The sequence below is a fragment of the Streptomyces sp. NPDC047042 genome (genome assembly GCF_040644035.1).
In the GTDB taxonomy this organism is placed as follows: Bacteria; Actinomycetota; Actinomycetes; order Streptomycetales; family Streptomycetaceae; genus Streptomyces.
This window is the reverse complement of record NZ_JBEYVP010000062.1, coordinates 27,067-48,485: the sequence shown is the minus strand read 5'-3', so window position 1 is coordinate 48,485 and position 21,419 is coordinate 27,067. Positions and strand designations below refer to the sequence as shown.

Sequence of the window (21,419 nt, the reverse complement as noted above, 5' to 3'; positions counted from 1 at the left end):
CAAGGCGACGGCCACCACGAAGTAGACCCACTCAACAGACCGGGGTCGGTCCCATTACATGAGCCGACCCCGGGAACATTCCGTGAGCGCCCACAAGCAGCGCTAGCGGTCCGGTGTACCGGTGCAGGATCGCGTGTGGGGCGCCGGCCTGCGCCAGTCGCTTGATGGTTTCGAGTTCGGCGCTGCGGCTGTGGATTGTCAGGGGGAGTGCGGTCGCACGCGGGTCGGACAGGATTGCTTCGAAGATGCGGAGTTGGGCGCGTCGGGATGGCCGGCGGGCGGGGGAGAGGTCCAGGCCGATCTCGCCGATCCAGGGGGCTGCCCGGGATCACGCTGCCCTCGAGCCGTTGCCGCCGTTGCCCTGTCTGGTGGCGGAGTGCGGCATCCCGCCCACTCCAAGCCTGGCTCCCGCTGCGCTTCAGCTGCTTGTGATAGGTGGCCTGGGTCAAGCCGAGACGACTGGGCCATTGCCGAAGTCGCGTTTGTTCAGGTGGGCCGCTGCCTCCTTGGCGAACGTGTCAATTGCTGAGTCCAGGCTGCTGAGTGCGGCGGGTGAGCGGCCTGGGTTCACGTGGTGCTGGCTGGGATCGGTCCAAAGTGACCTGTCAGGGTCCCGGAGTTTGGTCTGTCCGGCCTGGTCCAGGTAGTTCATGAGTGTCTGTGCGGAATCCCCCACCTTTATTGCGGCTCTCGCGACGTCGGTTTTGGCTGCCTCCAGCATCACCCGCTGGACGGCATTCGTGATCGCGCGGGGGTCGGTGGCGGTGGCGACCTGCTGCCGGTACGAGGCCACTATCGCCTCATCGAGCTCGGCATAAGCATGGCCCTCGTCGGCGAGCCGCTCAGCATGGTCCGCTGCCCTTTGGTCCCACCGCTCAGCCGCGACCACAGCAGCCTCGACGGTCCCCCTCCAGTCCTGGGTGGCGGCCAGGAGGCCTGCGAACACTTCGCGCTGCGCTGACCTGCGTGCGGTGTCGAGCGGGCCCAGGTAGGCCGATCGGGCGGCCTCCAGTGCGCTTGCCACCGCCGCCCGACTCGCATATCTCGCGGCCCACACAGCAGCTGCGCCGCCAAGTAGGGCGCCAGCCATGCCACTTGCTCCCCCGACGAGCGCTGCCGTCACTTCAGTATTCATGCGAGCATCCTGCCTGGACTGGAGGAGTTGTCGAGGCGCGTGAGTGGGAACCGGGCGAGCCGGCCGGACAGCCCCGCTCTCACATCGAGGAGGTCACCGGCCGCCTCGGTGAACTCGACGCAGAGGGGACCTGCGCAGCACCCTGACGCGACCCCGGTCCTGGACGCAGGCGAGTCCACCTCTGTTTGCTGATCCCGGCGCAGTTGTTCACGTCCTGAAGGTGTGCGGTCAATCTGCGCGGTGATGGCGTCCACGCCTCCGACTTCGCGGCGAACGTGCTGGACTGGTGGCGTCGTGTGCGTAACTCCCAGGGGGAGGAACCATGGGTGAGGCCGCCACGGCCGTGTCCGACGAAGTGTTCTCCGTACGTGTCGAGAACTTGGGCTACGTCCTTGAGGCCCGCGCGCTGCTGTGCGTCATCGCGCGGGAGGACGTCCAGGGTGAAGCCGTGGTGGAGGCCGCTCTCAGCCGCTGTGACGGGGCCGACTCCGTCGTGGTCACGACCGCTGTGCCGGGCAACCTCGCGGCGCTCCTGGACGCGTTTCACGCCGCCCTGCGCCTCGGTGCCCGGCCGCGACGGCTGGCCGACGCGCAGCGGGCTGTCGAGAACGAACTCGCCCGCCGTTCCTGGCCAGTTGTGTTCGTACGCGATGCCCATGTGCTGCGGACAGAAGCCCTGCAGTAGACATCCTTCTTCCCGTTTCGCCTGCTCCCGGGCGCGTGTGAGAGAGCGGACCGTTGCATGAGACAGGTGCAGGGCGTGTGCGAGAGGAAGCGTCCGCACAGCCAGACGGGCCTGCACGGGGCACCGCCTCAAGCCACGGGCCGGGTTCCTGGCTCGGATGTGCTGAAGCGGTTTCAACCGGCACGAACCCGGGCGCGTCAATGTTCCCTGCCAGAAGGGCCGCCAGCCCTCCCGGCAGATCCAGGACGTGTTTCACCAGCGTGACGTTCAGCTTTTCCTGGCTGCCCCACCCGGTGGAGAACGACCAGCCTGAGCACGGATGACCGCGCCGCACCGGAGCGAGCAGACCGGTCACCGTGACACCTGCCGCCTGGGCGAGGGTGGTGGTGCGGCCGACGTACTGAAGGCGGCCTTCGTCGTCGTTACCTGCCGAGCAGCAGCGTGCGGTGAACGGCGTGGGAGCCGGTGATCGCGCCGACGATCGCGTCGCTCCTCTCGCGGGGCTTGTATTTCTGCCAGGCCCTCACCGACGGGCGGTAGGCGTCGTCCAGCTGGTGTTGAGGTGTCCGTGGCTGTTGTCCAGTGTCAATGTGGATCGCGGGGTGGTGGGTGTGCTGCATTCGGCGGGGATCGGCGTGGCCGGGGGAGGTGATGTCATTCATGAGGGAGTTCGGCGGTCTGGATCAGCGGCTGGATGTCCTGGCGTGCACCCGCACGGTGGACATGGGCAGCGAGCCGGGCAAGCTCGATGTCGACGGTTACCGGACGCTGCGGCTATCCGCCCAGGGCTGACCTCTGGCTGGGCGGCCTACGGTGGCCGGCTCGTCCGGTCCTGCTGGTGGGGGCCAGGCGGTTCGGGCCCTGGTTCCCATGTCGGCGAGCGTGGTGGAGCCGGATGCGGCCGGTTTCAGGTGGGGCGGCGGACGGCCTCTACGGCGGTGTCGTAGAGCTCGAACATGTCGACCTGACCGCCCAGACGTACCCATTCCTCGTTGGCTGCCTGCATGCAGATGATCGCTGCGGCTGCGAGCGCGCGGGCTTGCAGGTTGCGCCGGCCGGAGTCGGGCAGTCGGGGCTCGATGTGCGGTGCGAACAGGTCCTGCCAGCGGCCTTGTTTCTCGGTGTGTCCGGCGCGTAGCGAGTCGTTGGCGAACAGCAGCGTGATGAATTCCAGGCGCCCTTCGGCTGGTATGTCCATCTCCTCGAGCACCTGGAACGCCGCGCGCAGCGCCGTCCAGGCATCCTCCTCGGCCGGGCGCTCGGCGAGGCGCGCGGCGATCAGCTCGCCCTGTTCGTCCAGGCCGCTGAGCGCGAGGTCCTCCTTGTTGCGGAAGTAGTTGAACAGGGTCCGCCGGGAGACGCCCGCGGCGGCGGCGACCTCGTCGAGGGTCGTGTTGTCGAAGCCCTTGGTCGCGAACAGCTCGATGGCGGTCCGGGCCAGCAGTGATCGAACCACGGAGCGGGTCTGTTCGCGGATGGGGGCCGGTTTCTGAGTCATGCACCGATGGTACGCCGCCTCACTCGATGCAGCTACTTGCACTCAGTGCAAAGATGTGCGTAGAGTGAATGTCATGAGCGACGTCGACTCCGTCCCCGCCGCCCTCATCAACAGCTAAGGAGCACGATCATGACCATCACCGACGTCGCCGCTCAGTCCACCGACGCGGAGCGCTTCCAGCACATCCTCCGGACCCAGCGCGCCGCCCACCTCCGTGACGGAGCGCCCTCCCTTCAGGCCCGGCGCGGCGATCTGAGCAGGTTCAGGGCGGCGCTGATCGCCCGGCGCGGAGCCATCGAGGAGGCGATAGACGCCGACTTCGGGCATCGCTCACGGCACGAGAGCGCGCTGATGGAACTGGTGGGCGTCGTGCAGGGCATCGACTACCTGCACCGCAACCTTCGCCGGTTCATGCGCCCGACCCACCGCCACATCGAACTGGCGCTGCGTTTCGGCCACAACCGCATCGAGTACCAGCCGCTGGGCGTGGTCGGCGTCATCTCCCCGTGGAACTATCCGGTCAACCTGTCGCTCATGCCCGTCGTCACCGCGATCGCCGCCGGCAACCGCGTCATGCTCAAGCCGTCGAAGCTGACCCCGGCGACGAACGCGGTGCTCGCGTCGATGCTCGGCGAGCTCTTCCCGCCGGAGCAGGTCACGATGGTCAGCGGCGACGGCTCCGCGTTCTCCTCGCTGCCGTTCGACCATCTCGTGTTCACGGGCAGCACCGAGGTCGGCCGGGCCGTCATGAAGGCCGCGAGCGACCACCTCGTCCCCGTCACCCTGGAACTCGGCGGCAAGTCCCCGACCATCGTGGCCAAGGGCCACGTCCGGGACCAGGCCGTGTCCGACATCGTCTTCGGCAAGCTCCTCAGCGGCGGGCAGACCTGCATCGCCCCCGACTACGCCCTGGTGCACGAATCCGAGATCGACGCCTTCATCTCCGCCTATGACCGACTGGTGAAGACCGCCTACCCCCACGGCCCGACCAGCAATGACTACACCTCGATCGTCGACGACAAGCAGTACGGGATCCTCACCGGCCTGCTCGACGACGCCCGCGCCCACGGGGCACGGATCATCGAGGTCGGACACCGCCCGGGCGACGCGGCCCGCCGCCCGCACACCCTCGCACCGACCGTCGTTCTCGGCGTCACCGACGACATGCGCATCGCCCACGAGGAGATCTTCGGCCCCATCCTGCCGGTCTTCGGCTACCGCGACATCGACGACGCCATCGACTACGTCAACGCCCGGCCGCGCCCCCTCGCCCTCTACTACTTCGGCGACAACGGCCCCGACCGCCGCAGGGTCCTCAACCGCACGACCTCGGGCAACGTCACCGTCAACGGCACGATCATGCACGTCGCGCAGGACGACCTCCCCTTCGGCGGCGTCGGCGCCAGCGGGATGGGCAAGTACCACGGCATCGAAGGCTTCCGCACACTCAGCCACCCCAAGGGCATCCACATCCAGGGCCGCTGGAACGCCACCCGCCTCCTGCACGCCCCCTTCAACAAGCGCACTGAACGCCTCCTCGACTTCTTCCTCCGCTGACGGAGCCACCCCCGGCACCCGCCGGTCCTCGACCATCGCCCAGGTGGGCTCCGAGCCCGCCTCGGCAACACATGAGCACCAGATGACGGTCACAGACCGTCGCAAGGATTGAAAGGAGAAGGGGCGGAGGTGCCCGCGAGGGCACCGCGTCCCCGACCGCCATGAACAAGATCGACTACCGTACCCAGACCACATTGATCACCGGCGCGAGCTCGGGCCTCGGCGCGGAGTTCGCCCGCCAGTTCGCCGAGCGCGGCTCCAACCTGGTGCTGGTCGCCCGACGTGCGGACCGGCTCCAGGTCCTGGCCGACGAACTGTCCGCGAAGCACAAGGTCACCGCCACGGTGGTGCCCTTCGACCTCGGCGCGCCGGCCGCGGGCCAGGCGCTGGCCGAGGAGGTGGCCAGGCGCGGGATCACCGTCACCAGCCTCGTCAACAACGCCGGCTTCGGCACCCATGCCCCCTTCCGCCAGGAGGACCCGGAGCGCGTCCAGCAGGAGATCGGCCTGAACGTGGCCGGCCTGGTCGACGTCACCAGGGCGTTCATCGGCCGGCTGACCGGTGTCCTGGTCAACGTCGCCAGCTCCCTCGGGTACCAGCCGTGGCCGAACGCCGCCGTCTACGGGGCGACCAAGGCCTTCGTGCTGAACTTCACCGAGGCGCTGTGGCAGGAATCGCGGGGGACCGGGCTGCGTGTGCTCGCTCTCTCCCCGGGCCCGACCCGCACCGAGTTCTTCGACACGGCCGGCTCCGACAACATGGCCCGCGGGGTGAGGCTGCAGACCCCACGCCAGGTGGTCGCCACCGCCCTGCGCACGCTGGACCGGCGCAACCCGCCGCCCAGCGTCGTCTCCGGCACCTTCAACTGGGTGATGACCCTGACCTCACGCTTCACCACCCGACGGGCCAACGCCCTGGCCTTCGGCGCGATGACCCAGTGGCAGATGCGCTCGAGCGGGCCTGGCCACTGACAAACATGCGCTCGGGCCACGGCCGCGGTTCCGGCAGGACCGCAGCCATGGCCCGCTCATGCTGTTCCTGGCTCACCCGACACCCGACACCCGACACCCGACGTTCGGCCTTGTCGGACCCAAGGAACTGGGGGTGCCGCCGGAGGTGTTCGGAGGCTGAGCCGGAAGTACCCGCTTTGGAGCCCCTGGCAGTCAAGTGGCGTGGGGGCGGCTACGCAGGCGGCGACGCTCGTTGGGTGGTGCGGAAGGTCAGGGGGGTGTGGCCGGTGTGGCGTTGGAAGAACTTGCCGAAGTGAGTGGCGCTGGTGAAACCGAGGTGGGTGGCGATGGTGGAGGCGGGTTCGGTGCCGTGGGCCAGGAGCCGCTTGGCCTCCAGGGCGAGGCGCTGGTCGAGGTAGTTTTTGGCGCTGAGGCCCACCGCGGCCTGGGTGGCGCGGGTGAGGGTGCGGGTGGAGTAGCCGAGTTCGCGGGCGTAGTCGTCGATGCGATGGGTGCGCGAGAAGCCTCGTTCGACAGCGTCACGGAAGCGCAGGAAGGGCTCGGGGGCGGATTCCGCGGCCCGGCCGTGCTGTCGCAGGTGGGCCAGGCGCAGGAGTACGACGTCGAGCAGGCGGTGCAGCAGGGCGGTGTGCACGGGCAGGGGATGGCGGTCCGAGTGGGAGAACTCCGCGGCCAGTTGCTCGGCCGCGGCTGCCAGTACGGGGGCCTCCGTGGACTCGGGGCTGTACAGGGGCATCGGGGCGGTGCCGGTGCCGAGTCCGGCCAGTTCCGCGGTCTCGGGGGCGACGAAGTCCTCCTGGAAGAAGATCAGGACAGCCTCGGCCTGGTCGGGGTTGTGCCACTGGTGCACCTGGCCGGGCCTGATCCACAGCCAGGAACCGGGCGGCAGGACGTACCCGGTGAAGTCGACGCGGTGGCGCAGGGTGCCGGCGGTGACCAGCATCAGGGCGTGGAAGTCCTGCCGGTGCGGGGTGGCGATGTGCCAGGGCCAGTCACGGATGCGGTCGCGGAAATCCGCCAGGGTCATGACCTCCAGGCCCGCCGGGGTTCCGGCCGGAGGATGGAAAACCACCTTCGGCAGTCCCGTCTCCCGCCGACCGGACTTCTGCCGCGCTTGTCGCCTGTGGACCATCACGAGACCGCAGCGTACCTCGCCGGACCTCCGGTTCCGTCCCAGGATGGAGTTGTTCCAGGGGCGTGGCCCGTGGGGACGGAAGGCCGGCCGTGTCCGCTACGGCCGATGGCCGATCGTGAACCGGCCAGCAACAATCCGCCCCTCCCCGCGTCCCCTCATCACCGCTCATCCGCATCACGACAGGAGCACAGCCATGCACGGCACCCTCACGGTCATCGACAAGGGCCAGGTCCGCGTCCACAGCTACGTCTCGCCCGAGGACGGTCTGGGCGTCACCACCCAGCTGATCGAGACGCCGTCGCGGATCATCGCCGTCGACGCACAGTTCGTCCTGGCCTACGCCGACGAGGTCGTCGCCTACGCCAAGAGCCTGGGCAAGCCGCTCGACCGCCTCGTCGTCAGCCACGCGCATCCGGACCACTACCAGGGCGCGGCCCGCTTCGGCGTCCCCGTGCACGCCCTGCCGGAGACCACCGCGGAGATCGTCGCCATGGGTGCCAAGACGGACCTGCCCACCGGCGCCGAGATCCCGCTCACCGACATGACTCCGACCGTGGAGATCACCCCGGGCACCGAAGTCATCGACGGGATCCCGTTCGTGTTCGAGAAGGTCACCGGCGGCGAGATCCACACCACCCTGGTGATCAAGCTGCCCGAGGAGGGTGTCCTGGTCGCTCAGGACGTCGTCTACAACCACACCCACCTGTGGCTCCTGGACAAGGACTTCGACGGCTGGCAGGCCAACATCGACCGCTTCGCGGCCGAGACCGGGTACGACACCATCCTGCCCGGCCACGGCGAGCCGACCACCCCCGCCGTCTGGGCCGAGCTCACCGACTACGTCAACGCCGGCCGGGAGCTCCTCGGTGACGACGGCGACGCCTACAAGAAGGCCATCACCGAGCGCTACCCCGCCTACCAGGGCGCAGCCCTCATCGACGTCGCCAACGCCTACATGTTCGGCCCCAAGAACTGAGGTCGCTCCGACCTTCCAGGTGCGATCTTTCGGCGTCGCGTCGGTGGTGGTGAGAGTCGGTGGTGGTGAGAGTCGGTGGTGATGTTCTGGGGTGGGGTGTTACAGGGCTGGTCAGCGGATGTTGTGGTGGGGTAAGTCGCTGTCATGAGGTGAGAGATTGATGGACGGGACCACTGTCGTGGGGCTTTATCGCATGGCAGCTGATGCTGTCTCAGGTTCGTGAGTTCTTATGCGCTGACGTGGGCTGGGCAGGTGTGATCGTGGGGTGGATCAAGGTGTAGGAGCCGGCCGTGGGGCTGTGCTGCCGAGGGGGTTGGTGGTGCGTCGTCTGCTGGAGAGGCAGCAGGTGGGAGAGTTGTCGACGCGGCATGTGCGTGCGGTTGCTGAGACGGTGGGTGTTTCGGAGCGTACGGTCTGGCGCTGGCTGGAGCAGGCGAAGGCGAAGGCGAAGGCGAAGGCGACGGGGCGGGCGGAGGCGCCGGTCCGGCAGGGATACGCGGTGTCGGACGAGGTTTGGGAACTGCTGGGTGAGGCGGGGGGCAATGTCTCGGAGCTGAGGCGTCGGCTGGTGGCTGCCGGCGGTGAGGTGCCAGTTCCGTCGATGTCGACGTTGAGCCGGGTGATCCGCAGGGACCGACGGGCGGGGCGGGCTTTGCTGACCGGGCGGGAGCCTGAGGTGGCCGGGCCGCGCAGGCCGGATCCCCTCAGCGAGCTGGGCCTGAACATGGTGGCCGCGAAAGGCGTCGGTGGGCAGGTGTTTCTGCGGGAGCAGGAGCACCTGGCGCAGGTCCCGGTCCTGGTCCCGGATGCCCAGGTGGTGCACACGCCTGCTGTGCGGTCGGTGCTGCGGACGGTCGCGCACGCGGCCGCGGTCGGGGCGGTGGTGTGTCTGTACGGCGACGCCGGCCAGGGCAAGACGGTCGCGTTGCAGTACGCTCTTTCCCAGTTGCCGCACCCGGCCCGGGTCCGTCGGGTCCATGTCGGTGTGCACCCGACGGTTCCGGAATTGCGCCGGGTGCTCGCGGATGCCCTGGAGCTGGGCAGGCGTCTGCCGCGTGGGGCGGGGGAGGCCGACCTGATGCTGGTGAACGCGCTACGGCAGCCCCGCGTGCTGGTACTGGACGAGGCACAGCGCCTTCCGGGGCCGGCGCTGGAGTTTCTGCGCGGGCTGTGGGACCACCCGGACACGGACACGGCCCTCGTGCTGGCGGGCGCGGGCAGCGAACGGGCGCTGCGCCGGGTGCCCGCGCTGGCCTCTCGGGTACTGACCTGGGAGTTGGTGCCGCGCCTCAGCCCGCGCGAGGTGGCAACCGTCATGGCTGCCTTCCACCCGCTGTGGGAGGACGTCAGCGAGGACGATGTCGTGTGGGTGGACGAGCATGTGGGACACGGCAATTTCCGAACCTGGGCGCAGCTCACCTCGCACCTGACCGCCGAGCTCTACGGCAAGAGCCGTGCGGTGGTGGACCGCCGGATGCTGGAGCGGGCCTGCGCACGGCTCATGGGGCCGCTGTGACCGGCGCGGCGGCCGGGCCGGAAGAGGGCACTCCCCGCTCCGGCGTGCACGGGGACGGTCCGGACACGCGGGGAGGTCTTCCTTCTTCCTCCTTGTCGGCGCTGCGCGGCCCTGCCGTGCGCCGGCTGCTCGCCCTGCGGCAGGACCAGAAACTGACGACCCGACATGTACGGCTGATGGCTCAGTCGTTGGAAGTGACCGAGCGCACGGTGTGGCGGTGGCTTGCCGCTGCCGAGCGTGACGAGTCCGCGGCGGAGCCCGGGGCGCGGGCCCAGAGCAAAGACCGCTTCTCCGTCACCCCGGAAGTGCGCCGCCTGCTGGCCTTGTGGAAGGGCAACGTCGCGGCGGTCCATCGTGAGCTGATCGCTCGCGCGGCCAAGGGCGAGGGGGAGCCGCCTCCGTCGATTCCGACGCTGCACCGGGCGATCCAGCGGGATCTGACGCCGGGGGAGCGGGCGGGGCTAGCGGGTGGGGAGCGGGCGGCGCGTAAGCATGATGTGTTCCTGGCCCGGCCGCGGGGCTGGCGCAACCAGGTGTGGGAGACCGATCACGTCCAGGCGCCGGTGCTGGTCGATGTCGATGGTAAGGCTCGCAGGCCGTGGATCACCTGGTTCACCGACTGCGCGACGAACGCGATCACCGGTGTCGCGGCCACGCCGGGGGATCCGTCGCGGGAGTCGGTGCTGGCCGCGCTGCGCTCCGCGGTCCTGCGCGAGGACCCCTACGGTCCGTTCGGCGGCGTGCCCGAGAAGGTACGGGTGGACCGTGGCAAGGACTTCCTGTCCCGGACGGTGACGGCCGCGTTCGATCTCCTGGACGTGACGGTGGAGGACCTGCCCGCCTACACCCCTCACCTCAAGGGCACCGTGGAGGGCCTGAACCGTGCGGTGGAGAGTATGTTCCTGGCCGCGCTGCCCGGCTATGCCCGCCAGCCGCGCCCCGGCAAACGGGCTTCTCGCCCGAAGGACGAGGTGCTGCTCGGCTTCGAGGACTTCACCGCCCGGCTTCTGTCCTGGACGCTCTGGTGGAACACCGAGCACTGCCCGGCGCCGTTGCGGGGAAAGACTCCGCTTCAGGCGTGGCAGGACGATCCCACCCCGCTGCGGGATGTGCCGGCCGCGGATCTGTGGACGTTCACCCTGGAGGATGCCGGCACCCGCACGCTGACCACCCGCGGCATCCGCTTCAAAAGGCGCGACTACGTGGGGCCGTGGATGACCGGCCAGGCCGGGATCCAGGTGAGGGTCCGCTTCATGCCCCACCACGATCACCGCATCGAGGTCTACCACGCGGCCACCGGCCGCTACTTGGGCCCTGCGGACCTGGCCGATCAGGCCACCGAGGAACAGCTCCGCGCGGTACGGCGGGCACGGTCCGTTCGCGCCCGCCGCCTGAAGAAGGACCTGGAGGCCTCGCAGCGCGAGCGCTACGCTGCTGTGAACCAGCCCGAGGTACCTCAGCGGCTCGGCGCGCTGACCACCGCGCAGGCCGAGGCCGAACTCGCCCAGACTGCCGACTCCGACCTCGCGCAGCTGGCGATGCCGGACCTCATCCCGCCCGCCGCGCCCCCGGCCGACTGGCGCACCCCTGCTTCCCTGGCCGCGCTGACCACGCCAGGCCCGCCCGTCCGGCACCCGTACAGCCTTGATGGCGCTTCCGCCCCGGACGGCCCGGGCGGGCGGGCCGCACCTCCCACCACCGACGAAGACGGAGACGCCTCGTGACCGCGGCCACCTACCAGTACTACGTCGACCTGCCCGATGCGTCCGTGGTCACCACCCGCGCCCTGCTCACCGCCCGGGAGAACATCTCCGACACGGTCGCCGCCCGCGCCATGATGTGCATCCACGGAGGTGCCGGCTTCGGCAAGACCCTCGCGGTCAACATCTGTCTGCGCGCACTCGAGCCCGGCGAGGACGTCCGCAAGATCACTTTCCGGGCCCGGCCCACCGCCCGCGCGGTGCGCTACGAACTGTTCACCGCGCTTGACCTGGCTGGCGAACCACCGCGCCATCCCAGCGAGTTCGACCGCCTGCTGAAGACGGCCCTGGCCGAACGCCCCCGCACTTTCCTTGTGTGCTGAGTCTCACTTCGGTGTCCGGTGAAGCTCTCATCCTGATGTGCTGCGCTCTTCTGTTGCTGCAGCCCTCTTCACGTGCTCACTTGCCGATCCTTGGCAGGATCAAGGACGGCAGTTGATGAGAAAATGATGTGACGTCACATGGGAAGATGCAGGACATTGAAATGAGAATTCTAATGGTGGTCCCCGGCTGACCTGCAGGTTCTTCTGGCTTGGGGTGCGGTTGCGTGGGGCTGGGCGCCCATGTTGGCATCGTCCTTGCGTGTTGGGGGGCGAGCCCATGTGGGGCTGGGCAGCAACTGGGTGTCATCCCTGCGTGTGCGGGGTGGAGTGGTACGAACCCGCCACCCAGCTCGCGATCATCGAGTCATCCCTGCGTATGCAGGGCGGAGACCCCGCGCAGTGACCGCACCAAGTGTGTGATCGAGTCATCCCAGCATGTGCTGGGCGGAGTATGTGTCGATCGAGGGGTACCTCGTGGCCGAGGAGTCATCCCTGCGTAGCGGGGCGCAGGACGAGGACGAACTGACCGGCGCCGACTGCATGGTGTCTTCCCTGCGTGTGCGGGGCGGAAGCGCCGCGTCAGCGCAGCGTGGACGAGCACATTGAGTCATCCCTGCGTGTGCGGGGCGGAGAAGCCGGACCTGATCGTCTACAGCGGCGATCTGGAGCCATCCCTGCGTGTGCAGGGCAGGAGTTTAAGCTCGACTCTCCCAACGTGGACACGAACGAGTCATCCCCGCTCTGCGGGGCGGAGAGGCCAGCGAAGAACCGGGTCATGCTGGTGCGGGAGTCATCCCTGCGTCTGCGGGGCGGAGCAGGTGCGCTGCCAGTCCAGCGGCCACGGCGGGGAGTCATCCCTGCGTGTGCAGGGCAGAGTGCAGATAAACCGCCACGATGATGCGGGCCATCGATTCATCCCTGAGGTGTGCGGGGCGGAGGCATACGACGCGGGCGAGCTCGCCGATCACGCCGCGTCATCCTGCGTGTGCGGGGCGAAGTGCCCGGTCTGGCAGGCCGTACGGCGGGGGGCGGAGTCATCCCTCCGTATGCGGGGGCGGAGGTCATCTCCGAAGACGCGGACCTCGTCCGCGAGGATGCGGGGCGGAGGCGCGGCGCGACTCAGTGAGCGGGCGTGCGGGGGAGTCATCCCTGCGTATACAGGGCGAGGTCGGCGGTCTCGGCGCCGCTGGTGGTACGGGGCGGGTCATCCCTGCCTGTGCGGGGCGGAGCGGTAGATCTGCGCTCACGAGCCGAGGCCCCGCGAGTCATCCCCGCGGATGCAGGGCGGGCGTCACCAGGGAGCCGTGCGAAGTGGGCCGGACGGAGTCATCCTTGCTGTGGGCGCGAGGCGGGCCATGCTGGGGCATCGGTGACATGTGGTTGAGTCTAGTGTGCTGACCGTTACGTGGTCGACTGGGGCGGATGAGCGGGGCTGGGGCTGAGGGGGGCTGCGGTGGGGGTGGTTGAGGATGCCCGGTTGGAGGGCATCGACCTCCGAGCGTGGGCGGAGTTTGACGCAGCGGCCTGGACGTCGTATCCGCTGCTGTTCCGGATGCTGGATGACGCGGCGCTTGCGGCGGTGCTGTGGGACCGGTTTTTGAGTTCTTCGCAGCGTGCGGTGATCGCCGAGGGTCTGGACGTGGGTATGGAGCAGGCGCGGTCGCTGACGTCGTTGCTGGCGGGTTTGCGGGAGCTGGGCAAGCTCGTGCCGGGTTTCCAGCAGCGTGAGCGTGTCGCGTGGGTACGGCTGGGTGAGGATCTGGTGGCCGGGGCGAGCCGTGTCTCGCCGGTACCGGTGGAGGTGGACCGGTCCTCGATGCACGTGGCGTTCGGTGTGCTGGGCGCGTTCGGCTTCACTGCGGGCGGCAACAGCAGTCCGGCGGTGCGCTGTGCGCAGGCGGTCGGGGGCATGGGGGGCCGGTTCCTGCAGGTCGATGTGAGCGGTGGCGCTGCCGTTCGGAGGGTCGCGGCCACGGCCGGCGGGCCGGCCTGGCGGGAGTTGCGGTCCCGCTACGCGGCGCTGGTGCGGTATCTGACCGGCGCGGCGGTGGTTCCAGAGCGTGTGTCGGTGCAGGCGGCGGTACTGATGACCGGGGTGGGGATGCTGGCGGGCCGGCTGTCCGGGCAGCGCGGGCACTGGCAGCAGGCAGCCCACATGCCGGCGTTCGGTGCAGCCGAACACTTCGCGGATGCCCGCGCGAGGGCGGTCGAGGCGGTCGGTGAGGCGGAGCTGGAGCGCGTCGACCTGGAGCCGGTGCCGTTCACCACCGCCCACCCGCACGTGAAGGGCCCCAACGATCTGCAGGCCTCGCTGATGGCACAGCTGCCCGGCCTGGTGGGCGAGTACGGCGTCGGCATCACGGTGATCGCCGACGGTACGGGATCGGGCAAGAGTGTCGGAGCCCTGGAGGCCGCCCGGATCTGCAACGGCGCGTGCGGTACGGCCGGCTTGGCGTGGCTGATGCCGACCACGGCGACCGCCGATGCCGCGTGGGAGATGCTGGAAGCGTATGTGCGTGCCCACCGGCCCGAGCGGGTGCCGGTCACGCTGGCCCACAGCCGGAGCCGGCTGAACCCCGCCTACACCGACGCACAGCTCGCCACCGAGGCGGCCGGCGGACACGCTGATCCTGCCGGTGCCCTGGCCGCGCTGATGCCTGACGGCACGCGCTCGGCCGGCACTCCGGCACCCGGCGAGGTAACTTCGACCGGCCTGGACAGCGGCGTGCCGGAGCCGACAGGGGCGGGGGAGTGGGCGGCGCGGGAGGTGACCGCGCCGGAGGGCTTCCTGCGCAGCCAGGACGCGGCGCTGCTGGCCCAGTTCAGCGCGGCCACCGTCGATCAGGCGCAGATGGCGGTGCTGCCGGTGGAGTTCAGCGCGCTGCGGTTGCTGGCCCTGTCGGGCAAGACGGGGGTCGTCGACGAAGCCCATGCCCTGACCCCGTACAGTCACCTGCAGTTGCTGCGGCTGCTGGGCTGGCTGGGGAGCATGCGTACGCCGGTGGTGCTGCTGTCCGCGACGATGCCCGCCTCGACCGGCAGCGCCATGGTGACCGCGTATCTGGCCGGAGCCGGGCACGATCCGGGCCGGCTTGCGGCCGCGGACTACGCGTCGGCCTTTCCGGGGTGGCTGTTCGCCGATGCCGCCACCGGCACCGCCCACCGGATGGAGGAGACGGCCCGCATCCGGCATTCCCGGGCCCAGAGCCGCCCCCTGCGCATGACCATGCGCCCGGTGACCTACCGGCGGCTGGGCGAAGCGGTCCGGGACGTGGAACCGGACGAGCGGCTTGCCGCGATCGGCCGGACGATCGGACAGGTGGCCCGTGAGGGCGGCTGCGCCATGGTGGGGTGCGCGACGGTCGCCGACAGCCAGGACACCTACCGGTATCTGCGACGGTCCTGGACCGGCGATCCGGGAGAACTGATGCTGCTGCACGCGCGGTTTCCCGGCTGGGTGCGCGAACAGCGCACCGGCTGGGTGCGCCGGGCTCTGGGGCCGGCCGGGCCCCGCCCGGACCGGCTGGTCGTGGTGACCACGAGCATGCTGGACACCAGCCTCGATATTGACGTGGACATGATGGTCAGTGATCTGGCCTCGATTGCCCGGCTGCTGCAGCGTGCGGGACGCCTAGCGCGCTTCCGCCTGGCCTGGCGGAACACCGGCCGCCGCCCGCCCTGGTGGAATGCCGGCCACGTGCCGCACCTGACGGTCCTGCAGCCGCTCGGCGCCGCAGGGGCCACCGCGGTCCCGGCCGAGTGGCGCACCGTGGAGCCGGCATTCCTGCTGCATGCCACCGCAGCCCTCCTGCAGGCCCAGAACTGTGACCTGTCACTCGACGTGCCCGGCGACGTGCAGGATCTGGTCGAGCAGGTCCACGGCGAACACTCCCTGTTCGCCGACGAGACGGCGAACCTGCGCCGGCTGCTGGCCGGACACCTGGAGCGCACCATGACCGAGGAACACCTCAGCGCCGTGCACCTGATCCCGCCGCACGACCGGGTATCGGCCCTGGCCGACCTGCATCGTCAGTACCTGACCGCCGACCAGGCCGCCACCCGCCTGGGCACCCTGCCCCGACGCCTCCTGCCCTGTTATCTAACGGCCGGCGGCGCACTGGCCCTGGACTGTGCGGGTACGCATCTGCTGCCCGACCGGAGGCACCTGAGCCCCCGCTGGGTCCACCAGATCCTGCAGCACACCGTGCCCGTGCCCGCTGCCTGGGTCGCCCGCCGCAGCCCCCGGCACTGTCCCCCCGCCGGCTGGGACCAGCATCCGCTGCTCGCCGATGTGGTCCTGCTGCCCGCCCCTGCCCGCGACCCCGCCCACACCGAGCACTACGGACGTCATCGCCTGCGCATGGATAACGAACTGGGCCTGGTCCACGACAGGTTGAGCTGACCTGCCCGATACCGGTGCGGCGGACCATGGCTGCCGGTACGGGTGCCTGGCGGACACGGGCAGGAAAGCACAGCGCCGGCCCGTCCAACGCCGGCCGCCGCACGGTGCCAGGACACGCCCGAACGCTATGCAGGGAATGACCGATAATCACACTTTCTCACGCATTGGACATGGTTGGTTACGGTGTGGTTATCTCGGGGGTGTTCGGCGAGTTCAAACGGCTCGGAAGCACCCGTCACGCCACAAGCATGAGTGGCGGTGTGCCAGTCTCCCTGAGCTGCGGCCGGCATGAACGCGAGGTCTGCCCGCCGAACCCGGTACCGCGCCGGGGTGCAGGCCGCCCACCCCGCCTGCCGGTCCTGACGCTCGGCCAGCACTCTTTCCCCTCCCGCCCCGGTCGTTCGCCGACTGGTGTGTCGACGCTCTTGCTCTCTTCGCTCTTCCTCTGCCTGCCTGCCTGCCTGCCGGACCCGGACAGCTGTCCAGGGCCAGGCGGTGCTGCGCCCTCATCTGTAGGAGACGCCTCTTGACGTCCTGTGTTTCTGCTCGTTTCAGCGCTGCGGACGATCCCTGGATCGATGTCCGGTACGGCACCATCTACCGCCAGGTGGGCCTGCGGGAATTGTTCCTCGGCGCCCACGCCATCGATGACCTGGCGATGCCGGTAGCACCGGCCGCGTCCGGGCTGCTGCGCATCGCTGCTGTCATCACCGCCCGCATCACCGCCCTGGACGACCCGCAGTTATCCGCCGACCAGTGGAACGCCCGCCGCCGGACTCTGCTGTCCTTGCCCGACGGCTTCAACTCCACCGCGGTGAACGCGTATTTCGACAACGAAGCCCACTGCTTCGAGGTATTCGATCCGGTGCGCCCCTGGCTGCAGGACCCGCTGCTGGCCTCCCAGTGCAAAGCTCCCTCGGGGATCAACAAACTGGTCTTCGGCCGCCCGGCCGGCAACAACCTTGCCTGGATGAGCCCGCACCACGACCTCGATCCGGTGCCCGTACCGACCGCTCAGGCCCTGCAGCACCTGCTGATCCACCATTACTACGGCGCCTGCGGCGGCGGCACCCCACGCACCGTCGGCCGCCGCGCCCCCCGGCACGTGGGCGGGCGCAGCGGCCCGCTGCGCTCGACGGTCTCCTTCCACCCGCTGGGCCGCACCCTGTACGAGACGCTCCTGGCCCAGATTCCCCAACTCACCGGCGAGCAGACCGGCACCGATCTGTGCCCGTGGGAAGACCCCGCCCCGCCCGCACCGGACGCCCCGCCCGCCCCGATGACCTGGCCGGGACGGATCCTGACCGGCCGCTCCCAGCACGCGCTGCTGCTGGTGCCCGGCCACGACGGCTCGTACGTCCGCGACGTGTACCTGACCTGGGCGACCGAACGCCCACCGCTGCCGGCCACCGACCCCTACCTGGTCATCCACACCAACGGCAACGCCAAACCCGAACTGCGCCGGTACCCGCGCCGAGCCGACGCAGACAAGGCATGGTGGCGGGAACTGGAGGCCCTGCTGCTGGCTCCGGACGAACGCCGTGCCTTCCGCCGACCGCAGATCTTCGACACCCTCAACGACCTGCCCGAACCCGTCCGTGCCAGCCTGCGGGTCCGTGTCCACGGCTTCGACCAGGACGGCAAGGTCAACAACCGGCGCTGGTACACCGCGATCACCCCGCCGATCTGGGCCTGGGCCCAGGAACATGACCCGGAACGCGCCGCACGGATCGCCGAATGCGTCGCGGCGGCAGAACACCACGCCGGGCGGCTGACCTACCTGGCCGGCCAGGCATGGAAAGACACCGTCAACGGCCCCGGCTGCCCGCAGGACGGCCGCACCCTCGGAAAACCCGAGAAGAAGTCGACGTCCCCGTGGGCGGCACCGGCCCGCGCGGCGTACTGGCCGCTGGCCGAGCGGGCGTTTTGGCGCCTGCTCGACCAGCCGGACCTTTCCGTCCGGCGGGCGTTCGCCACCGCCGCGGAGCGGGCGCTGCGTACCGCCACCACAGGCGACCGTGTCCGACTGCGGCATGCCGCCTGCGCGGTCGCCGCCGCCGTGGCCGAACTCCACCGGCCCCCGCGCACCCGACCGGAAGAGGAACGCCGCTGATGCCCACGGCCGCCGAACGCCGCCGCCACTACCAGGACTTCACCACAGAGATCCTCAAGCTGTGCGCCGACCCAGGCGTGCGCAGAGACCTCAGGGACGGCCGTGGCCGCCCGGTCAAGGAATGCCTGCGGATGCACAGATACCTGACCGTGCGCACTGCCGGCCATGGCCACCGCCACGCCCACTACACCGTCGCCTCCCTCATCGCCCTGGCCGACCCTCTTGAAGCACAGCGCACCCGCCTCACCCCCGCCCCGCGGCAGACCGCCGGCGAACCCGCCACGCAGCCCGCCGCAACCGCCCCTTGCCCGCCCCCCGTCACCGACCCCAGCAGCTCACCTGCGGCGCCCCCAGCCACACAGGCCCCTCTGCCCAGCCCACCGGACGCGCCTGAACCCGGGCAGCCCGACCCCGCCCCCTACACGACTGCAGCCTGGCGCAAGCGCCCCAACCTCGGAGTCACCCTGGCACGCGCGGTACGCCGTGCCGGCTTCAACGAGGACCGCACGGACGACCTCCTGCACGTCATCGTCCGTGTCGGTGACGACCACCTTCACCAGCACCTGCTGCCCTCTCTGACCGACCGGCTGCTGCGCGCGGGACTTGCCTGGGATTGGCCCGTCCTGCTCGACGACCTCGCGGTCCGCGTCTTCGACCCGGACCAGGTCGCCACCTGCTGGCTGGACGCGTTCTACCTCACCCTCAACCCCATCAAGGACTGATGACATGACCAGCGGCTCCCGTTTCCTGGACCTTCACGTCCTCCAGCCGGTCACTGCCTCCAACCTGAACCGCGGGGAAAGCGGCCACCCCAAAACGATCAAATTCGGTGACGCCGAGCGGGCCATGGTCTCTTCGGCAGCCTGGAAGCGGCCGGTGCGCCTGGAGATGGAGGACGAACTCGGCGAGAGTGCCGCCCGCACCCGCATGGTCCCTCCGGTTCTCGCCGACGCCCTGCGCCAGCAGGGCTGGCCGCAGGATCTGGCGGACTTCACCGCAGCCCAGGTGGCCCTGAGCGCCAAGACCGGCGGGCTGAAGACCAACCCGCAGCAAGGCCACCGCACCCAGGCCATGCTCTACCTGCCCGCCGACGTCACCGGCCGTCTGCTGCAGATCTGCACCGGCCACCGCGGCGAACTCGAGCAGGCTCTGGCCGACCAGAACGCCACAGGCAAGCAGGCCCCGCCCGTCCTGCCCACCAAACAGGTCGCGGCCGAGCTGACCCGCCGCACCACCACTATCAACCTGTTCGGGCGGATGCTCGCTGAGATTCCCACCGGACACGTCGACGGCGCCGTGCAGATGGCACCCGCGTTCACCGTCCACGACGCCCGCCCGCAACCGGACTTCTTCACCGCAGTCGAGGACTGGCCCCGACCGGGCGAGGCCGGCAGCGCCCACCTGGAGACCGCGTTCCTGACCGCAGGCGTGTTCTACCGCTTCGCCACCGTCAACGTCACCGCACTCATCACCAACCTCGACGGCGACACCGCCGCCGCGCAGAAGCTGATCGACCTGTTCGTCTGGACCTTCACCATGGCGATGCCCCAGGGTAAGAAGACCTCCACCGCACCTCACGGCGTACCCGACCTGCTTCACTACGCCGTGCGCGACCGGCGGCCGATCTCCTACGGCGCGGCGTTCGAACAGCCCCTGACCGCCCGTGGACAGGGCTACACCGCCCCCGCCCGGCAGACACTGGCCGACTACGCCGCCACCATCGACCGCCTGGTCGGCACCCGCCGCCGCATCGCGCACGGCCACGCCACCGCCGCTGGCCACCCCATCGACCAACTCGGCACCTGCCACGACGGATTCGAGGACCTGGCCGCAGCCTGCGCTGCCGCCGCACTGAACCCCACCCACCCCGCGCGGGACGCGGCATGAGCCGTGGGCTGGTACTGCGCCTGGCCGGCCTGCTGCAGTCCTGGGGAGAAACAGCCGCCTTCCCTCACCGCGACACCGCCGCCTTCCCCACCCGCTCCGCGCTCATCGGCATGTTCGCCGCCGCCCAGGGCCGCACCCGGGAACAGGCCCTGGACCCCTACCCGGACCTTCCCAGCACCCCCAGCCACCACGACCTGGTCTTCACCCTCCGCATCGACCGGCCCGGCACCCCCCACCGCGACTTCCAGACCGCAGGCGGCGGACGCCCCCACGGCACAGGCCTGCGCACCGCCGCCGGCGGATACCGCAGCCAAGCCAAATCAACCCTCGTCACCTACCGCGACTACCTCGCCGGAGCCGTCTTCACCGTCGCCGTGCAAGGACCTGCGCCACTGTTGCAGCACATCGCCGGCACCCTGGCCGAGCCCTGCTTCTCGCCCTACCTCGGCAGACGCAACTGCCTGCCCGACGAACCCCTGATCATCCACACCGACATCCCCGACCCGGTGGCCGCACTGCGCACCGCGGTACCGCTGAGCCTTCCGCGCCCACCCGCTCCAGGCGCCACGCACGTCCCGGTCACCTTCGTCCACGAACACCCCCCGGCCCCCGGCGACACCCCACACCGCGAAAGCCCCAGCCAGCCCAGCGACTTCGCCCCCCACAGCCGCACGCACCTGCTGCGGCCGCTATGGCAGACCACCGAAAACCTGCCCGCCGCCCTGTACGCCGGGCCCCAGCCGATCGAGGCACTCACCAACTACATCCTCAAGGACCCTTCATGCCCATGACCCTGACCCGCATCGTCGTCAACCGCGGCCACCGCCAGGCCCGCGTCGACCTTGCCAACCGGCCAGGAATGCACAAGACCCTCATGCGGCTCCTCGCCCGCCCCGAAGGCTCCACACCCCGCAAGAACGGCGGGCTGCTGTTCCGCCTGGAGCCCGGCCTTGACCCTGTACTGCTAGTACAGACCGCTGACCTCCCGGACCTGACCGGCCTGCCCGGCGGCTACGGCACCACCGACACCCGCGACCTGACCCCCATGCTGACCGCCCTCACCCCCGGGCTGCCGGTGCGCTACCGCATCACCGCCGCCCCCACCGCCTACCGCCCCACCGGCGCACCACCCGACCCGGTCACCGGCCGCCGCCCCCGAGGCAAGATCACCACCCTGCAAGGCCAGGACGCACAAGCCTGGTGGCAGCGCCGAGCCAGCACCGCCGGACTGCAGCTGACCGGACCCACCGAAACCCTCGACCGCCCCTTCCCCAGCCCCGAACGGCCCGCCCCCTTCTACAGACTCACCCAGTTCGATGGCACCGCCACCATCACCGACACGGACCGGCTCGCCACCGCACTGCGCGAAGGCATCGGCAAGGGCAAGGCATACGGCGCCGGCCTGCTCACCCTCGCCCCCGCCTAACCCCCGCCAGCACCCTCAGAAAGCACACCACGCAC

The 21,419-nt window shown here is 69.9% G+C and carries 19 protein-coding genes; 14 read left to right on the top strand and 5 right to left on the bottom strand.

The features are described 5' to 3' along the window. Positions 1-31: 31 nt before the first annotated feature. Complete coding sequence (locus ABZ855_RS44655) at positions 32-301, bottom strand: TatD family hydrolase (protein ID WP_360818556.1); 270 nt, start codon at positions 299-301, stop codon at positions 32-34. 144 nt (positions 302-445) lie between these two features. Then, positions 446-1,135: a hypothetical protein gene (locus tag ABZ855_RS44650; RefSeq protein ID WP_360818553.1), complete on the bottom strand. Its 690-nt coding sequence runs from the start codon at positions 1,133-1,135 to the stop codon at positions 446-448. 322 nt (positions 1,136-1,457) lie between these two features. On the opposite strand from ABZ855_RS44650, the gene ABZ855_RS44645 reads away from it, so the two are divergent. Continuing rightward, positions 1,458-1,820 (top strand): hypothetical protein, encoded by a 363-nt coding sequence (locus tag ABZ855_RS44645; protein WP_360818550.1) that lies wholly within the window; start codon positions 1,458-1,460, stop codon positions 1,818-1,820. A 422-nt stretch (positions 1,821-2,242) separates the two neighbouring features. Here ABZ855_RS44645 and ABZ855_RS44640 read toward each other — a convergent pair whose 3' ends face one another. Continuing rightward, positions 2,243-2,482, bottom strand: a complete 240-nt coding sequence (locus ABZ855_RS44640; RefSeq protein ID WP_360818547.1) for a hypothetical protein — start codon at positions 2,480-2,482, stop codon at positions 2,243-2,245. Here ABZ855_RS44640 and ABZ855_RS44635 point away from each other — a divergent pair. Then, a complete protein-coding gene (locus ABZ855_RS44635; protein WP_360818544.1) occupies positions 2,481-2,612 on the top strand; it encodes a hypothetical protein in 132 nt (43 codons plus the stop codon). The two genes, ABZ855_RS44640 and ABZ855_RS44635, sit on opposite strands and share 2 nt — an antisense overlap. Positions 2,613-2,727: 115 nt before the next feature. On the opposite strand, the gene ABZ855_RS44630 is transcribed toward ABZ855_RS44635, so the two are convergent. Then, positions 2,728-3,318: a TetR family transcriptional regulator gene (locus ABZ855_RS44630; protein ID WP_360818541.1), complete on the bottom strand. Its 591-nt coding sequence runs from the start codon at positions 3,316-3,318 to the stop codon at positions 2,728-2,730. Between the two features lie 129 nt (positions 3,319-3,447). Here ABZ855_RS44630 and ABZ855_RS44625 point away from each other — a divergent pair, with 129 nt between their 5' ends. Both ABZ855_RS44625 and ABZ855_RS44620 read left to right on the top strand, forming a co-directional pair. Continuing rightward, a complete protein-coding gene (locus ABZ855_RS44625) occupies positions 3,448-4,875 on the top strand; it encodes a coniferyl aldehyde dehydrogenase (RefSeq protein WP_360818538.1) in 1,428 nt (475 codons plus the stop codon). Between the two features lie 161 nt (positions 4,876-5,036). Further along, positions 5,037-5,846: an SDR family oxidoreductase gene (locus tag ABZ855_RS44620; RefSeq protein WP_360818535.1), complete on the top strand. Its 810-nt coding sequence runs from the start codon at positions 5,037-5,039 to the stop codon at positions 5,844-5,846. 211 nt (positions 5,847-6,057) lie between these two features. Here the strand turns inward: ABZ855_RS44620 and ABZ855_RS44615 are convergent, their stop codons facing one another. After that, positions 6,058-6,918 (bottom strand): AraC family transcriptional regulator, encoded by an 861-nt coding sequence (locus tag ABZ855_RS44615; RefSeq protein WP_360818532.1) that lies wholly within the window; start codon positions 6,916-6,918, stop codon positions 6,058-6,060. A gap of 256 nt (positions 6,919-7,174) precedes the next feature. Between ABZ855_RS44615 and ABZ855_RS44610 the strand changes: the two genes are divergently transcribed. The 10 genes from ABZ855_RS44610 to ABZ855_RS44565 all read left to right on the top strand — a co-directional run bounded on the left by ABZ855_RS44610 (position 7,175) and on the right by ABZ855_RS44565 (position 21,384). Beyond that, entirely contained in the window at positions 7,175-7,957 is a 783-nt protein-coding gene (locus ABZ855_RS44610) for an MBL fold metallo-hydrolase (protein WP_360818529.1), read from the top strand. 319 nt (positions 7,958-8,276) lie between these two features. Beyond that, positions 8,277-9,473, top strand: coding sequence for an ATP-binding protein (locus tag ABZ855_RS44605; RefSeq protein WP_360818526.1), 1,197 nt, complete (start codon positions 8,277-8,279; stop codon positions 9,471-9,473). Beyond that, positions 9,470-11,197 (top strand): Mu transposase C-terminal domain-containing protein, encoded by a 1,728-nt coding sequence (locus tag ABZ855_RS44600; RefSeq protein WP_360818523.1) that lies wholly within the window; start codon positions 9,470-9,472, stop codon positions 11,195-11,197. The genes ABZ855_RS44605 and ABZ855_RS44600 overlap by 4 nt, the downstream gene beginning before the upstream one ends. After that, entirely contained in the window at positions 11,194-11,556 is a 363-nt protein-coding gene (locus ABZ855_RS44595) for a hypothetical protein (protein WP_360818520.1), read from the top strand. The genes ABZ855_RS44600 and ABZ855_RS44595 overlap by 4 nt, the downstream gene beginning before the upstream one ends. A 1,453-nt stretch (positions 11,557-13,009) precedes the next feature. Further along, positions 13,010-15,958 carry an HD domain-containing protein gene (locus ABZ855_RS44590; protein ID WP_360818517.1) on the top strand — a complete coding sequence of 983 codons (2,949 nt, stop codon included), beginning with the start codon at positions 13,010-13,012 and terminating at the stop codon, positions 15,956-15,958. Between the two features lie 526 nt (positions 15,959-16,484). Then, entirely contained in the window at positions 16,485-18,071 is a 1,587-nt protein-coding gene (gene casA / locus ABZ855_RS44585; RefSeq protein ID WP_360818514.1) for a type I-E CRISPR-associated protein Cse1/CasA, read from the top strand. Beyond that, a complete protein-coding gene (locus tag ABZ855_RS44580) occupies positions 18,071-18,793 on the top strand; it encodes a hypothetical protein (protein ID WP_360818511.1) in 723 nt (240 codons plus the stop codon). Before casA ends, ABZ855_RS44580 begins: the two co-directional genes overlap by 1 nt. Before the next feature lie 4 nt (positions 18,794-18,797). Beyond that, on the top strand, positions 18,798-19,958 hold the full coding sequence (gene cas7e / locus ABZ855_RS44575) for a type I-E CRISPR-associated protein Cas7/Cse4/CasC (RefSeq protein WP_360818509.1): 1,161 nt from the start codon (positions 18,798-18,800) through the stop codon (positions 19,956-19,958). Further along, positions 19,955-20,749 carry a type I-E CRISPR-associated protein Cas5/CasD gene (gene cas5e / locus ABZ855_RS44570; protein WP_360818506.1) on the top strand — a complete coding sequence of 265 codons (795 nt, stop codon included), beginning with the start codon at positions 19,955-19,957 and terminating at the stop codon, positions 20,747-20,749. The genes cas7e and cas5e overlap by 4 nt, the downstream gene beginning before the upstream one ends. Next, positions 20,740-21,384: a type I-E CRISPR-associated protein Cas6/Cse3/CasE gene (locus ABZ855_RS44565; protein ID WP_360818503.1), complete on the top strand. Its 645-nt coding sequence runs from the start codon at positions 20,740-20,742 to the stop codon at positions 21,382-21,384. Before cas5e ends, ABZ855_RS44565 begins: the two co-directional genes overlap by 10 nt. Positions 21,385-21,419 lie beyond the last annotated feature (35 nt).